The organism is Bacteroides sp. 44_46, assembly GCF_001915465.1.
Lineage (GTDB): Bacteria > Bacteroidota > Bacteroidia > Bacteroidales > Bacteroidaceae > Bacteroides > Bacteroides clarus.
This window is the reverse complement of record NZ_MNQO01000014.1, coordinates 81,697-97,529: the sequence shown is the minus strand read 5'-3', so window position 1 is coordinate 97,529 and position 15,833 is coordinate 81,697. Positions and strand designations below refer to the sequence as shown.

At 51.4% G+C, this 15,833-nt stretch carries 12 protein-coding genes; 8 read left to right on the top strand and 4 right to left on the bottom strand.

Features of this window, described 5'->3' with window-relative positions:
• Positions 1-64: 64 nt before the first annotated feature.
• Entirely contained in the window at positions 65-922 is an 858-nt protein-coding gene (locus BHV73_RS06775; RefSeq protein WP_009120836.1) for an AraC family transcriptional regulator, read from the bottom strand.
• A 122-nt stretch (positions 923-1,044) separates the two neighbouring features.
• Between BHV73_RS06775 and BHV73_RS06770 the strand changes: the two genes are divergently transcribed.
• From BHV73_RS06770 to BHV73_RS06745, 6 genes are all read left to right on the top strand, one after another.
• Entirely contained in the window at positions 1,045-1,752 is a 708-nt protein-coding gene (locus tag BHV73_RS06770; protein ID WP_009120835.1) for a precorrin-2 C(20)-methyltransferase, read from the top strand.
• Positions 1,753-1,843: 91 nt separating this feature from the next.
• Positions 1,844-2,239, top strand: a complete 396-nt coding sequence (locus tag BHV73_RS06765; protein WP_009120834.1) for a DUF1573 domain-containing protein — start codon at positions 1,844-1,846, stop codon at positions 2,237-2,239.
• A gap of 250 nt (positions 2,240-2,489) precedes the next feature.
• Complete coding sequence (locus BHV73_RS06760) at positions 2,490-4,481, top strand: OPT family oligopeptide transporter (RefSeq protein ID WP_039950403.1); 1,992 nt, start codon at positions 2,490-2,492, stop codon at positions 4,479-4,481.
• Between the two features lie 109 nt (positions 4,482-4,590).
• Positions 4,591-5,457 carry an alpha/beta hydrolase gene (locus tag BHV73_RS06755; RefSeq protein ID WP_009120832.1) on the top strand — a complete coding sequence of 289 codons (867 nt, stop codon included), beginning with the start codon at positions 4,591-4,593 and terminating at the stop codon, positions 5,455-5,457.
• A gap of 67 nt (positions 5,458-5,524) precedes the next feature.
• On the top strand, positions 5,525-8,740 hold the full coding sequence (locus BHV73_RS06750; RefSeq protein ID WP_286737414.1) for a glycoside hydrolase family 2 TIM barrel-domain containing protein: 3,216 nt from the start codon (positions 5,525-5,527) through the stop codon (positions 8,738-8,740).
• Between the two features lie 11 nt (positions 8,741-8,751).
• Positions 8,752-9,579, top strand: coding sequence for an N-acetylmuramoyl-L-alanine amidase-like domain-containing protein (locus BHV73_RS06745; RefSeq protein WP_373129511.1), 828 nt, complete (start codon positions 8,752-8,754; stop codon positions 9,577-9,579).
• 91 nt (positions 9,580-9,670) lie between these two features.
• On the opposite strand, the gene dnaB is transcribed toward BHV73_RS06745, so the two are convergent.
• Entirely contained in the window at positions 9,671-11,245 is a 1,575-nt protein-coding gene (dnaB, locus tag BHV73_RS06740) for a replicative DNA helicase (RefSeq protein WP_009120828.1), read from the bottom strand.
• A gap of 215 nt (positions 11,246-11,460) precedes the next feature.
• Between dnaB and ispE the strand changes: the two genes are divergently transcribed.
• Together ispE and BHV73_RS06730 are read left to right on the top strand one after the other, a co-directional pair.
• Positions 11,461-12,291 carry a 4-(cytidine 5'-diphospho)-2-C-methyl-D-erythritol kinase gene (gene ispE, locus BHV73_RS06735; RefSeq protein ID WP_286737413.1) on the top strand — a complete coding sequence of 277 codons (831 nt, stop codon included), beginning with the start codon at positions 11,461-11,463 and terminating at the stop codon, positions 12,289-12,291.
• Between the two features lie 102 nt (positions 12,292-12,393).
• Positions 12,394-12,879 (top strand): PepSY-like domain-containing protein, encoded by a 486-nt coding sequence (locus tag BHV73_RS06730; protein ID WP_039950307.1) that lies wholly within the window; start codon positions 12,394-12,396, stop codon positions 12,877-12,879.
• Between the two features lie 84 nt (positions 12,880-12,963).
• On the opposite strand, the gene purT is transcribed toward BHV73_RS06730, so the two are convergent.
• Both purT and BHV73_RS06720 read right to left on the bottom strand, forming a co-directional pair.
• The gene (gene purT / locus BHV73_RS06725) at positions 12,964-14,130 is read right to left on the bottom strand and encodes a formate-dependent phosphoribosylglycinamide formyltransferase (protein ID WP_009120825.1); all 1,167 of its coding nucleotides are present in this window, start codon (positions 14,128-14,130) and stop codon (positions 12,964-12,966) included.
• Positions 14,131-14,312: 182 nt separating this feature from the next.
• Positions 14,313-15,830 (bottom strand): DUF4301 family protein, encoded by a 1,518-nt coding sequence (locus BHV73_RS06720; RefSeq protein WP_009120824.1) that lies wholly within the window; start codon positions 15,828-15,830, stop codon positions 14,313-14,315.
• Positions 15,831-15,833: the final 3 nt, after the last annotated feature.

The window sequence follows — 15,833 nt, the reverse complement described above, 5'->3', positions numbered from 1 at the left end:
CGTTACGGCTCCGGTGAAATGTTTTTGCAAATATCCCTGTTTCCGGCCGGTTGCGGAATGGCAATTATTCCGTAACAGTTGGCAATTCTTCCCGTTGTGCCTGTTTTCGGTAGTCCGACACGCTCCCGCCCGTCATTTTCTTGAAGAAACGGCTGAAGGCGGCCACGTCCTCAAAGCCCAGGATAGAGCCGATTTCCTTAGCGCTTTTGCGCGTGTACAGCAACAGCCGCTTGGCTTCCGCCTCTGTCCGCTCGTGGATGACGCGAAGCGGTGAAGGCAATCCGCAGGCCGCAAACAGATTGGACAGCGTTTTAGGCGAACGGCAAAGCATATCGGCATAGTCCCGTACTTGCTTCTTCTCGCGGAAGTTACTGTCTACCAGCACATAGAACCGGCGGATAACATCGAACGTCTGTTCATTCTCCCGCCCCACACCGAACCGTGTACGGGCAATGCGTGTACACGTGATGATGAAACGTTTCAGCACAATCCGCAGCATCTCCTCCCGGAGATTATCATTAACGGCGGACTCCTGACGGAAAATCCGGACTATGTCGCGCAGGTTGGACGACTGCTCTTCCGACAGCTTCAACCGCATCACCCGGGACGAGCCGTAGAACAGGAATCCGTTGCAGGACACCTCGTCGTCGTGCCCGTAGATGCAGTAGAAGTTACTGTTGAACACAAAAGCCAGATACTCGCCTTCCACCTCTTTGATATCCAGATGATGCAGCGGGGTAAGCGTAATAATCTCGTCCTTTTCCAGCTTCATGGGGATGTGGTCTACCTCGACGGTAAGCGTACCGCCCTGCACCCACAGAAACTTATACAAAGTCTTGTCACGTTGCAGCGGCTTGCTTTCGTGGAAGCGGGATGTCATCGCGATATTGCCGTTCAAGCGTGTATTCAGTTGGTAATCCATACTCGCAGATTATTTGATAGAAATAACAAAGATAAATAATATCTTGTTTACTACCGATTATTTCCCGACTTTTGCATCCCGAAATTCCTTTTTATTTCTAACCGGATTAACAGTAAAACAGAATGTTCCCCATCACCTTCGTATCCCTCGGCCCCGGAGAAGCCGAACTGATTACCCTGAAAGGACTGAAAGCCCTGCAAGCCGCCGACTGCATCTTCTGTCCCGAAACGCCCGCCCGCGACGGCCGTCCCCTCTCACGTGCCGCCGACATCATGCTCCGGCTCGACATACCCGCCGGCCATATCCGCCGCTTCTCCCTGCCCATGAGCAAGCAGCGGACGGACGCCCTCAACGCCTACGACCGAGTGTACGCCGAAGCCCTTTCCCTGCATCACGCAGGCAGGAAAGTGGCCGTCGTGGCAGAGGGCGATGCAGGCTTCTACTCCTCTATACATTATATATATGAGAAACTGCAAGCCGCCGGCATCCCCGTGGAACAGATTGCCGGCATCCCCGCCTTCATCGCCGCCGGAGCGCGGGGCGGACTGCACATCGCCAGCCAGGAAGAGAGGCTGACCGTAATTCCCGGCATCACCACCGCCGAAGAGATAGAGCGGCTGATACAGTCGGGGAGCACAGTCGTCATCATGAAGCTGTCGCAATGCGCAGGCGAGGTACACCGCTGCATCCGCCTGCATCCCGAATACGACTACCGTTATTTTGAGAACGTAGGCACTCCGCAAGAGAAATACATCAGCGACAGGCAGCAGCTCGAAACGCTCCGTTTCCCTTATTTCTCCCTGCTCATCATCCGTCACAATGGTTTCTGATACCGATTTAATACAATTTCGCACAGAGTACGAGTGATTTTTGCGGAAATGGCTTACCTTTGCACCTTGTGTAATTAAAAAAGATAAAGACATGAAGAAACTTGCTTTTTATATGTTGATGCTGGTTATGAGCATCGGTTATGCCTGCGCACAAGGCGGGGCGGACATCAAATTCGACAAGACCACCCATAACTTCGGAACATTCTCCGAGAACAATCCGGTGGTAAGCTGCACGTTTACATTCACCAACGTAGGAGACGCTCCGCTGGTAATCCACCAGGCCGTGGCATCTTGCGGATGCACGGTGCCCGAATACACGCAAGAGCCGGTGATGCCCGGCAAGACCGGAACCATCAAGATTACCTACAACGGTACAGGCAAATATCCCGGACACTTCAAGAAGTCCATTACGCTGCGCACCAACGCCAAGACCGAAATGATACGTCTGTTCGTTGAGGGCGACATGACCGCCAAAGACGCCAAATAAACGTTTTTATGATACAGAATAAAGGAGAATTTTTCAATTCTCCTTTTTTTTGCTTTCTTTGAAGTCTATAACAAATTTGTCTTGCGGGATGAAAATATTTATCCCGCAGGACAAAAAATATCGTCCCGTAAGACGAATAAATCCGTCTCGTGAGACGGTTTATTTCATCCCGCAGGACGGAAATTACACATTTACAAAGCGGATAATCAAGACATATCGCAATCATAACAATAAAAATAAAACAACTATCATGAAACAAGAAGAAGAGAAACTGACCGGCGTGCCGGAAAATGCGTTCCGGGAGCTAAAGCCGGGAGAAGTCTACAACCCCTTGATGAGCCCCGACAGGAAATATCCCGAAGTGAACCTCTGGTCGGTACTGTGGGGTATCGCCATGGCGGTTCTGTTTTCGGCGGCGGCAGCCTATCTGGGACTGAAAGTGGGACAAGTATTCGAGGCGGCCATCCCTATCGCCATCATCGCCGTCGGCGTGTCCGGCGCAGCCAAACGCAAGAACGCGCTGGGCGAAAACGTCATCATCCAATCCATCGGAGCCAGTTCCGGGGTAATCGTGGCAGGCGCCATCTTTACCCTGCCCGCACTGTATATCCTGCAGGAAAGCTATCCGCAGGAAATCACCGTAACGTTCGCGCAAGTATTCATCAGCTCGCTGCTGGGCGGTGTGCTGGGTATTCTTTTCCTTATCCCGTTCCGTAAATATTTCGTAAGCGACATGCACGGCAAATACCCCTTCCCCGAAGCGACCGCAACGACGCAGGTGCTTGTATCGGGCGAGAAAGGCGGCAGCCAGGCGAAACCGTTGCTGATGGCGGGTATCATCGGCGGTCTTTACGACTTCATCGTGGCCACCTTCGGATGGTGGAACGAGAATTTCACCACCCGCGTATGCGGCTTCGGCGAAATGCTGGCGGAGAAAGCCAAGCTGGTATTCAAGGTGAATACCGGAGCGGCCGTACTGGGTCTGGGATATATCGTCGGACTGAAATACGCTTCCATCATCTGCGCCGGTTCGCTGGCCGTGTGGTGGATTATCATTCCGGGCATGTCCCTCATCTGGGGCGACAGCGTGCTCAATCAATGGAACCCGGAGATTACCGCCACCGTAGGCGCCATGTCTCCCGAAGAAATCTTCAAATACTACGCCAAGAGCATCGGTATCGGCGGTATCGCAATGGCGGGCATCATCGGCATCATCAAGTCATGGAGCATCATCAAGAGCGCCGTGGGACTGGCCGCCAAAGAGATGGGCGGCAAGGCCGATGCGGAAGCCGGCGTGAAGCGTACGCAACGCGACCTTTCCATGAAGATTATCGCCATCGGTTCCATCATCACGCTGATACTGGTTACGCTGTTCTTCTACTTCGACGTGATGCAGGGCAATCTGCTGCACACGGTGGTGGCTATCCTGCTCGTTGCGGGCATCTCGTTCCTCTTTACCACCGTAGCGGCCAATGCCATTGCCATTGTGGGTACGAATCCGGTATCGGGCATGACGCTCATGACGCTTATCCTTGCATCGGTAGTAATGGTGGCGGTAGGCTTGAAAGGCCCCGGCGGAATGGTGGCGGCTTTGGTGATGGGCGGCGTGGTGTGTACGGCGCTGTCTATGGCGGGCGGTTTCATCACTGACCTGAAAATCGGTTACTGGCTGGGAAGCACCCCCGTCAAGCAGGAAACGTGGAAGTTCCTCGGAACAATCGTTTCGGCGGCTACCGTGGGCGGTGTGATGATTATCCTGAACAAGACTTACGGATTTACCAGCGGACAACTGGCAGCTCCGCAGGCCAACGCAATGGCGGCGGTTATCGAACCGTTGATGAACGGTGTGGGCGCCCCGTGGTTGCTGTACGGCATCGGTGCGGTGTTGGCTATCGTGCTGAACGCTTGTAAGATACCGGCTCTCGCTTTCGCGCTGGGTATGTTCATCCCGCTGGAACTGAACGTTCCGTTGGTGGTGGGCGGCGCCGTAAACTGGTACGTAACCGGTCGCAGCAAAGATGCAGCCCTCAACGCAGAACGCGGTGAGAAAGGTACGCTGCTGGCATCCGGTTTCATTGCAGGCGGCGCGCTGATGGGCGTGGTAAGTGCGGCAATGCGCTTCGGCGGCGTAAACCTGGTGAACGACGCATGGCTCAACAACACATGGTCCGAAGTGCTGGCGCTGGGCGCTTATGCCATCCTGATATTCTATCTCGTCAAAGCTTCGATGAAAACAAAATAAGCCGCGAGGATACTGAAATAAGCTCGGACAATATAAAACGATATTCATCAAATGAATATGTACAGTCAGGTTATACATATTCATTTGATATAAATTAAAGTTCAACATCATGAGAAAAATACTATTCCTATCCCTTTTATTCGCAGCGACGGCACTGTCCGCGCAGAAACCCGTCGAACTGCTGTTGTGGCCTGACGGTGCGCCCAATACCAACGGGCTGACCGGTGCGCAGGAAGATTTGAAAGGCGGACGCGTCGCCAATGTGGTCAATCCGTCCATTACCGTCTACCGTCCGGCCAAACCCAACGGTATGGCCGTCATCATGTGTCCCGGCGGCGGATACGGCCGTCTCGCCATGAACCACGAAGGGCACGACATGGCAGCCTGGTTTACAACGCAAGGCATCACGTATGCGGTGCTGAAGTACCGCATGCCGAACGGGCACAACGAAGTTCCCCTGTCGGACGCCGAGCAAGCCATCCGCCTCGTACGCGGGCATGCCAAAGAATGGGGGCTCAATCCTAACCGTATCGGTATCATGGGAGCATCCGCAGGCGGACATCTGGCAGCCTCTCTTGCCACACTGTACGGCAGTGACGCCACTCGTCCCGACTTTCAGATTCTGTTCTATCCCGTTATCTCCATGCTGAAAGGCGTCACTCACGGCGGTTCACGCAAGAACCTCATCGGCGAGGCTCCTTCTGACGAACTGGAACAGAAATACTCGCTCGAACGGCAGGTATCTCCCCAAACCCCGCAAGCCTTCATCATGCTGTCCGCCGATGACGCAACCGTACTGCCCATCAACGGCATCGGTTACTTCCTCGCCCTGCGCGAACAAAAAGTACCCGCCACGCTGCATGTCTATCCTACTGGCGGCCACGGCTGGGGCTTCCGTGACAACTTCACGTACAAGCGCCAATGGACCGGCGAGTTGGAAAAATGGTTGAGGGAAGGACTTGCCTTTCCGGAATAACAGCACTTCCGAAAACAACACGATTACAACCATCGTCAACCCGTTCAAACCTTAAAACTCCATTATCATGAAAATACAAAGACTACTGATGGCTGCCGCCCTTCTTCCTCTCGCCCTCGCGGCGCAGGAAGACCGGTACGCGCAAATCACCAATCCCCGACTGACAAACATCAACAAAGAACCGCCCCGCAGTACCTTTACCTCTTATACGAACGAGGCGGACGCCGTCATCAACGACCGCAAGAACGGAACATTCCGCATCTCCCTCAACGGAAAGTGGAAGTTCAACTACGTAGAGAACTTCACCGACCGCCCCACCGACTTCATGGATGCCCGGACAGACGTAAGCCGCTGGCCGGACATCGACGTCCCCGGCAACTGGGAAGTGCAGGGTTTCGGCACTCCCATCTACGTCAACCACCCGTACGAATTCTGCTCTTCCGGCTACGCTCCTTACTGGGATAAGCCCAATCCGCCGTACGTGCCCAAGGAATGGAATCCCACGGGAACCTACCGCCGCACCTTCACCCTGCCCGCCGATTGGGAGAGCAAAGAAATCTTCCTGAGCGCCGACGGAGTGCGCGGAGCGGCGTTCTACTACCTCAACGGCAAGTTTGTCGGCATGAACAAAGACGCCAAGACCCCTGCCCGCTTCAACGTTACGTCCTTTGCCCACAGGGGCGAGAACGTGATAGCCATACAGGTACACCGCTTTTCCGACGGCAACTATCTGGAGTGTCAGGACTTTTGGCGCATCAGCGGCATCGAACGGGATATTTACATGTATGCCCGCCCGCAAATACATCTGACGGACTTCAAGGCCGAAACGCCTCTGGACGGAGATTATCGCAACGGAATCCTGAAACTGAAAGTGAAGTTCGCCAACAAAACCGACAAGGAAGTCCCGTTCGTCGTAGGCTATCGCTTGCTGGACAGCAAAGACAGGCAGATTGCCCAGTCCTCGACCCGTGTGGGTCACGGTCAGACGGAAGTGGAGTTCACCCCCAAGACAATCGAAGCACCGTTGCAATGGACAGCCGAGACGCCCGACCTCTACACGCTCGTTATCAGCCTGAAGCATATCAACGGCGACGTTATCGAGGCCACCAGCTGCAAAGTCGGTTTCCGTACCGTAGAGATAAAGGACAAGCAACTGATGGTAAACGGCAGACCTATCCTCGTGAAAGGCGTCAACTATCACGAGCATAATGAATACACCGGGCATTACGTTCCCGAAGAGCTCATGCTGAAAGACTTCGAGCTTTGGAAGCAGTACAACATAAACACCATCCGCACCTGCCACTACCCGCAACAGGAACGTTTCTATGAGCTGTGCGACCGGTATGGCTTCTACGTCATAGACGAAGCCAATATCGAGAGCCACGGAATGGGCTACAATCTGAGCGTAGGCGGCACGCTGGGAAACAATCCGCTGTTTATGAACGCCCATGTAGACCGCACGCTGAATATGTATGAGCGGGACAAGAATCATCCGAGCATCATCATCTGGTCATTGGGCAACGAAGCGGGAAACGGTCTGAACTTCTACGTCACCTATAACACGCTGAAAGCGCTTGACAGCCGCCCCGTACAATACGAACGCGCCCTGACGGAATGGAATACGGACATCTTCTGCCCCATGTACCACCGCCCCGCCCATATTGAGAAATACGCGCAAGACCCCGAAATGACCCGCCCGCTCATTCTCTGCGAATACGCCCATGCCATGGGGAACAGCCTGGGTAACTTCCAGGATTACTGGAACATCATCGAGAAGTATCCCATCCTGCAAGGCGGTTGCGTCTGGGATTGGGTAGACCAGGGACTTGCCGCCAAGACCGCTGGCGGCCGCAAATACTGGACGTACGGGGGCGATTACGGTGAGTACGGTACTCCGTCCGACGGCAACTTCTGCATCAACGGTGTGGTATATCCCGACCGCAGCGTCAAGCCGCAGACCGAGGAAATGAGAAAGGTGTATCAGAACATCAAGTTCTTCGACTTCGACCGTGTAGCCTTTGTCGTAAAGATACGGAACGACTTCTCCTTTACCAATCTCGACAAATTCGACTTTTATTATATCGTCCGCCATCATGGCAAGGAGATTTACAAAGGACGTATCGAGGACATCAAAGCCGAACCGGGACAGACCGTTACCAGTCCGTTCCTGAATGGCATTCCCGTCGTCAATAACTCCACCGGAGACGTACGCATAGAGTTCTATGCCGCCATCCGTACACCCGAACCGTTCCTTCCGGCAGGTACGGTCATCGCGCGCGAACAAACCTATGTATATACTTTCCACAAGGAAAACGCCCCGAAGCAGGCATTCGCCGGTTCGGAAGACAATGGCCGGCAAGTCATTTTCTCCGGTGCAGACTTCAAAGCCACATTCGACAAGCAAAGCGGTCTGTTAGTATCTTACCAATACAAGAAGCAGGAATTCATTCACAACGGACAAGGTCCCCGCCCCTTCTTCTGGCGCGCCCCTACCGACAATGATTACGGAGCCAAGCTTCCCGTACGTTTGAAAGCGTGGAAAGAGGCCAGCTATCAGGAGCCGAAAGCCGAGAGCTTCAACGTAGCGCGTGACAAAGACACTACGGCGGTAAAAGTAACCTACCGCTTCCCGCAGACCAATGCCCGCTGGGATATAACGTATAAGGTGTACGGCAACGGCGTCATCAAGGTGGACAACCGCTTCGTCGCGGAGAATGCCCAGACACCGATGATACCGCGTGTGGGGCTGCGCATGCAACTGCCCGCCCGCATCACCTCGCTGACCTACTACGGCCGGGGTCCGGAAGAGAATTACCGCGACCGCCGCACTTCACAGTTCATCGGCGAATACACGTCGGGCATCAAAGACATGTACGAGCCTTATGTCCGCCCGCAGGAAAACAACCACCGCACGGACATCTATTGGTGCACCCTCACCGACAAGGCGCAAGAAGGCTTGCTGTTTGTAGCCGACCGCACTTTTGAAATGAACGTGTCCAACTATCCGCTGGAAAGCCTGGATAGCGGCGACTCTCTCGAAAACGGCTCTCCCCGTACCGAAAAGACCAATCACCGTCACCTCACCGATCCGCAACCGGAACATTCGGTAGATTTCTTCTTGGATTACCGCATGATGGGCGTAGGCGGCGACAACAGTTGGGGAGCTTTGGCTCATGAACCTTACCTGATATACTGCGGTAAGTGGAATGCCATCGATTATGGTTTTACGATTGTTCCGTTCGACAAGAAAACGGATTTCAAGAGTTTGATATATAAATACTAAACCGTTTGACAATGAAAGCCTTATCCGGCAGAATCCGTGTTTTATCCGGTATGCCTTCCACTTTACTCGGTATATGCTGTACTTTGGCAATCGCATCGTCCGTCTCTGCACAGGAAGCGGACAATGCCATGCTGAAATACGGATTGAGCTTCCTCAAAACTCCCTATGTGGCGCATACGCTGGAAGTGAACGACGAGGAGAAACTCGTAGTCAACTTCGACGAAGTGGATTGCACCACTTTTGTGGAGTATGTGCTGGCTCTGTCACTGTCCCCCGTCAAGGACGGGGCGATAGATAAGGCCGACTATGCGCGAAACCTGCAAAACATCCGTTACCGTGACGGTAAAATTGACGGTTACACGTCCCGCCTGCATTACATTGCCGATTGGGTTAATAACGGTGTCAGGCATGGCTTCATGGAAGATGTGGCCGCAGCCAACAGTCCTGATACGGTAAGGCTGTCCCTCGATTTCATGTCTACACATGCCAAAGCGTACAAGCACTTGGAGTCATCTCCCGCCAACATCGGTAAGATGGAAGAAATAGAAAAGTCCCTGTCCGGACAAGTCTTTCATTATATCCCCAAGAACAAGCTGCCCGACAATGGTTTCGGTTGGATAAAGAATGGAGATATCATAGCCATCACCACCAATATTCCGGGATTGGATGTTGTTCATCTGGGGCTTGCCTATTATGAGAGAGGAGTGTTGAAGCTGCTTCACGCTTCTTCTACCCGGAAAATGGTGGTTATTACGCAGAGGCCGTTGGCACAGATGCTGAAAAACAATAAGAAATTTACGGGGATCAGGGTGTTGAGGATGAAAAAGGACGGACAGTAACAAGGCGGGATAACCCTATCACAGGGCTAAAAAACAAATCAAGGATGTACCTCTATCTCGATAACCGGTACATCCTTGATTCGTTTTTTTGTTAGAACGGCAACGGCCCGTCCGACCCCACCCCGCCAAACGGATTGTCCGTTTGAGGCATATAGTCGGCGGCAGACGGTGGCGGTGGCGTAGAAGGACTGCCGATGGGCGCGTTCATACGCGAACCGAACGTAGCTCCCCCGCCACCTTCGGTAGGCGGCGGAATCACCATATCGTCCTCCGGATTCTGGAAGCGGGTGTACTGGCCGATAAAGCGCAGGCGCACATCACCCACGGCACCGTTACGGTGCTTGGCTATGATAATCTCCGCCATACCACGTAAGTCGCTACCGTCGGCGGAAGTATAAATCTTGTAATATTCGGGACGATGGATGAAACATACCATATCGGCATCCTGCTCGATGGCTCCGGATTCACGAAGGTCGCTCAACTGCGGGCGCTTGCCCTCTTCTCCTTCACGATTCTCCACACCACGGTTCAACTGCGACAGGGCGATGATAGGGATATTCAACTCCTTGGCCAATCCTTTCAGCGAGCGGGAAATCGTACTCACCTCTTCCTGACGGCTGCCGAACGACATACCGCTGGCATTCATCAACTGAAGGTAGTCGATGATAATAACCCTTACCCCATGCTCGCGAACCAGACGACGGGCTTTGGTACGAAGCTCGAATACGGAAAGAGAAGGAGTATCGTCCACATACAGCGGCGCATCCAGCAAGTCACGCAATTTATAGTCCAGCTGTTGCCATTCGTAGTCGGCAAGCTGTCCGCTCTTAATCTTCTCACTCGGAATTTCGCACACATTGGAGATAAGACGGTTCACCAACTGCACGTTACTCATTTCAAGGGAGAACAGGGCGACAGGGTTGCGGAAATTCACGGCGATGTTCTTTGCCATGGAAAGCACGAACGCCGTTTTACCCATGGCAGGACGGGCGGCTATAATGATAAGGTCGGAGTTCTGCCAACCGGAAGTCATCTTGTCCAGCTTCGTAAATCCGCTCTCGAGGCCGCTCAAACCGTCGGTACGGGCGGCGGCTTTCTGAATAAGGTCGTACGCTTCGGCAATGACCGGATTGATTTGCGTATAGTCCTTCTTCATGTTCTGCTGGGAAATCTCGAACAGTTTGCCTTCGGCTTCCTGCATCAGGTCGTCCACATCGAGCGTCTCGTCGAACGCTTTGGACTGGATATTGCTGGTGAATGTTATCAGCTCGCGCGCCAACGCCTTTTGGGCGATAATACGGGCGTGATATTCGATGTGCGCAGAAGAGGCTACCTTACTGCTGAGCTGGGTTATATAGAACGGACCGCCTACCTCTTCCAAATCTCCGCGTTTGGCCAGCTGCTCTTTGACCGTAAGGATATCCACCGGTTTCTGATTGACCGCCAAGTCCGTAATAGCGGAATATATCAGCTGATGCCGATGCTCGTAAAAAGATTCCGGACGGAGAATTTCACTCACCAATGAATAAGCGTCTTTCTCAATCATCAATGCACCGAGCACAGCCTCTTCCAGCTCCGGCGCCTGCGGCTGGATACGCCCGTAGTCGTTGACGGGCTGGGGTGCTTTTGATTTCGGAGTACGTGTAGTTCGTCTTTGTTCTGCCACTTTTTGAATTAAAAATTGAAAATTAAAAATTAAGAAATAATAGTCGGCCTTTCAAAAGGGAAAGCAAAGATAAATGATTTTATTGATAGCAATCAATAAATCGTTGTTAAGTTTTCAATCTACTATAAACAGAATTCATTAACTTTGTGTCCGGAGCCGCTTTGGCAGCCCGTTTTTTGTTTTTTAATTTTCAATTCTTAATTCTCGGTTTAACAATGCTTACTTTTCCGAACGCTAAAATAAACTTGGGGCTGAACATTACAGAGAAACGCCCGGACGGTTACCATAATCTGGAAACCATTTTCTACCCTATTCCTATTGAAGATGCGCTGGAAATAAACCCGTTGCATGACGGTGACGGAAAATATTGCCTGCATCAGGCAGGTATAGAAATAGCGGGAGAAGCGGAAAACAATCTGGTAGTAAAGGCTTATAAACTGCTGGATGAGTTGTTCGACCTGCCGCCGGTAGATATTCATCTGTTCAAGCGTATTCCCTCGGGAGCCGGATTGGGGGGCGGTTCGGCTGACGCCGCCTTTATGCTGAAACTGCTGAATGAGAAATTCAATCTCGGTTTGAGTCTTGACAAACTGGAAGAACACGCGGCCCGTCTGGGTGCGGATTGCGCTTTCTTTATCCGGAACGCCCCCACTTACGCGGAAGGTATCGGGAATATATTCTCACCTGTTTCTTTGTCGTTGAAGGGGTATCAGCTTTGGTTGGTAAAGCCGGACATATTCGTTTCCACACGGGACGCCTTTTCGCAAATAAAGCCGCGCCGTCCGCAGCGGTCACTAAAGGAGACGATACAGTTGCCCGTTAAAGAATGGAGAGAGTATATGATGAATGACTTTGAAGAGAGCGTGTTTCCTCAATTTCCCGCTATCGGAGAAATAAAGGAAGAGATGTACAGGCAGGGTGCCGTCTATGCGTCAATGAGTGGCTCGGGGGCATCCGTTTACGGGCTGTTTGCCGCTGATGCCGTATTGCCGGATATTGATTTCGGGAAGAAAGCATTTTCCTACAAGGGAAGGCTGAATGTTTGAAATACGAAACATAAAGTATAAAATATGAGGTATCAGGTATGAACCATGCGGACGGGGCATTGTTATACCTCATATTTTATACTTAATGTTTTGTATTTTAAGATGAAAAGATTTAGATTTTGTTTCGTAGCAAGTATGCTACTGCTTGTTTCTGCTTCCGCCTTTGCCAAAGAGCTTCCCGCGAAAATACAGGCTGCCTTTGAGAAGATGTACCCGCAAGCCGTTAATGTGGAATGGGAACAGATGGCGGGATGTTATGTGGCGGAGTTCGTTATGGACAATCGGGAGATAGATGTGTGGTTCGATGAAAATGCCCAATGGGTAATGACGGAGAATGACGTGGAGTCGCTGGAGAAAGTTCCCGCTCCCGTTGCCGAAGCGTTTATGGAAAGCATTATGTCTTCCATGAGATTAAAAGATGTGAGAATAATCACTTTCCCCAAACATCCTACAATAATTGTTATCGAAGTGGAAGTTTACAATTCCAATGAAGAATTCCAACTGTTCTATTCGTCGGACGGAAAGTTACAGCAACAACTGAATGTGAGCGAACTGGGTGGAGAGATTTACCCGGGATTGTTTGATTAAACGTTATTTAAGTATGAAGTATAACCATGCGGTTGGGGCACCGTTATACTTCACACTTTATATTTAAATGTACTTAACTCAGGCTTAGTACACTTCTACTTTCTCGGCTATTCGTTTGGCTTTATCGCGCAGCGTATCAAGGTCGCTGCCCAGCGGCGCATAGCATAATACAACGCCCATACGGCGATTGACACGGGTAGTCGGTTTGCCGAAGATGCGCAAGTAAGTATCTTCTTCTTTGGCCACCTCTTCCATACCGCGATAGTTAGGACGCTCCTGACTGGCAATGGACGACAGGATAACGGCACTTGCACCGATCCGCTCCTGCTTGATACCCGGAATAGGCAGGCCAAGTACGGCACGGCAATGCAATTCGAATTCATTCAGATTTTGCGTTCCTGCCAGTGTCACCATACCCGTATCGTGCGGACGCGGAGAGAGTTCGGAGAAGTAAACACCGTTCTCATGGCTCAGGAAGAATTCCACTCCCCACAAACCGGCGCCTGTCAGGGCACGGGTTACTTTCTCTGCCATATCCTGCGCTTCCTTTAAATGAGCGGGATCGATATGGGCAGGCTGGAAACTCTCGCGATAGTCACCACCCTTTTGTACGTGGCCGATAGGCGGACAGAACAGAGTGGGACCATTCTTTTGGGTAACTGTCAGCAAGGTTATCTCACTGTCGAACTTAATGAACTCTTCGATGATAAGCTCCTTTATATCTCCACGGCTACCATTGCAACCGTATTCCCAGGCATGCTCCAGTTCGTCGGCGCTCTTCACGAGCGATTGTCCCTTACCGGAAGAAGACATCAACGGTTTTACCACACAGGGGAAACCGATTTTTTCGGCAGCGGCTTTCAGTTCGTCCAAAGAAGTGGCATAGAAATATTTGGCGGTCTTCAGTCCCAGTTCCTTGGCGGCGAGGTCGCGGATGGCTTTACGGTTCATGGTAAAGTTTACTGCGCGCGCGCTGGGCACAACCTGAATACCTTCTTTCTCAAAATCGTACAAGCGTTCCGTACGGATAGCCTCAATTTCCGGTACAATAATATCCGGCCGGTGTTTGCGTACTACACGTTCCAATGCGTCACCGTCCAGCATACTGAACACTTCGCATTCGTCTGCCACTTGCATGGCGGGTGCTCCGGCATAAGAGTCGCAGGCAATGATGTATTGCCCCTTGCGCTGAGCGGAAATCACGAATTCCTTACCCAGCTCACCGGAACCTAACAGTAAAATCTTTTTCATTTCAGTATCAGTTATTATAGAATTATCGCAAAGATAGGGAGAAAAAACGATATAAAAAGAAATACGGGAAGTTAACTTCATTCACCGTATCGAGTTAACTTCCCGTAATTATGATATTAACATATTACTACCCACTTGGTTAACTTCACAGAGGCTATGAAATTAACCAAATGCAGATGCTGTTATTGATGTTGCTCTCTCAACAAGTCGTTCACCGTCTTAACCGGATTGAATGTAGTCAGGGGTACTTCTACAAAGACCGTGTTCCAATCGCTCATCGCACCGTTCCAAAGTCCGGGAAGTTCCAGGGCTTTCAAGTCTTTACCGTTCTTCGACTTATAGGAAATAAAGCCTGTTGCCTTATCCACATACTTCACCAAGTCAAATTTGTGACCTTTATAATCGCGTACGGCGCAAACCAAATCTACCGGATTGAAGTGCGTACCCTTTTCAAACATATCTTTCTTCTCCGGATCGTTCATGTCAATCTGTGAGCTTTCGAGGATTTGCAGGGAAATCGTACCGTCACTGTTATATGCAAGGAACGGGCCGCCACCCGGCTCGCCTACGTTCTTCACCATACCGCAAACACGCATCGGGCGGTTCAGCTTTTCTTTCAGGTAAATCACCAGTTCGGCATCTTCCAGGTTCTTCGTTTCCGGATTCTTGCAGAACAGCTTCTTCTGTACAAACTGCAGGATGTCGAGAATCTGTTCGTGCGTATATTTGCCGCTGTCCAGCAGTTGCAGGTAAGCGAATGCCTGCTGCTGCAACGTGATGAGTACGCCCGCAATCAGTTTCTTATATAATACGGTATCGCCCTTCAGCTTATCGGGCACTACGTTATCGATGTTCTTGATGAAGATTACATCGGCATCGAGGTCGTTCAGGTTTTCAATCAATGCGCCGTGGCCGCCCGGACGGAACAGGAGCTTGCCGTTATCGCGGAAAGGTTTGTTTTCCATATCGGCGGCAATGGTATCGGTGCTCGGCTTCTGCTCGGAGAAGCTGATATTGTAATCCACACCGTATTTCTTGGCATAGGCGGCCGCTTTCTCGTCCACCAAAGCCTTGAATAGCGCACGATGTTCGGGAGATACGGTGAAATGCACATTCACCTTGCCGTTCTTGTTGGCCGCATAGAGCGCACCTTCCACCAGATGCTCTTCCAACGGGGTACGGCTGCCATCTTCGTACTTATGGAACTTCAACAGTCCTTTCGGAAGCGCACCGTAATTCAAGCCCGCCGATTCGAGCAATGCGGCAACCACAGCTTTGTAATTTCCGGCGGCCAGCAACGCGGGAATATCTTTACCGGCTGTTTTTTGGCATGCGGCATTCAAGTCATCGTAAAAAGCAAACTTCTCGATTTTCTCGAAGAATGTTTTCTCAAAACTTGACTGGGGAGCATCGTATTCCGCTCCGAGGAATTCAAATAAATTCTTAAACATACGGCTTGCCGCGCCCGATGCCGGAACAAACTTCACAACCGTCTTGTCTGTCTGAGTGTATGTTTCCCACGCATTCAGATATTTTTTCTGCTCATCGGCGTCCGGAGCCAGTATACCTTGCTCTACGGAAGCGGCGGCAGATAACTTTAAATATGGAAATCCTTTTTCGAAACAGGCCAGTTGTTCGGCAATCTGCTCTTCTGATATGCCTTTCTTGGCAAGCAGTTCTTTGTCTTGGAGTGTTATCATAAT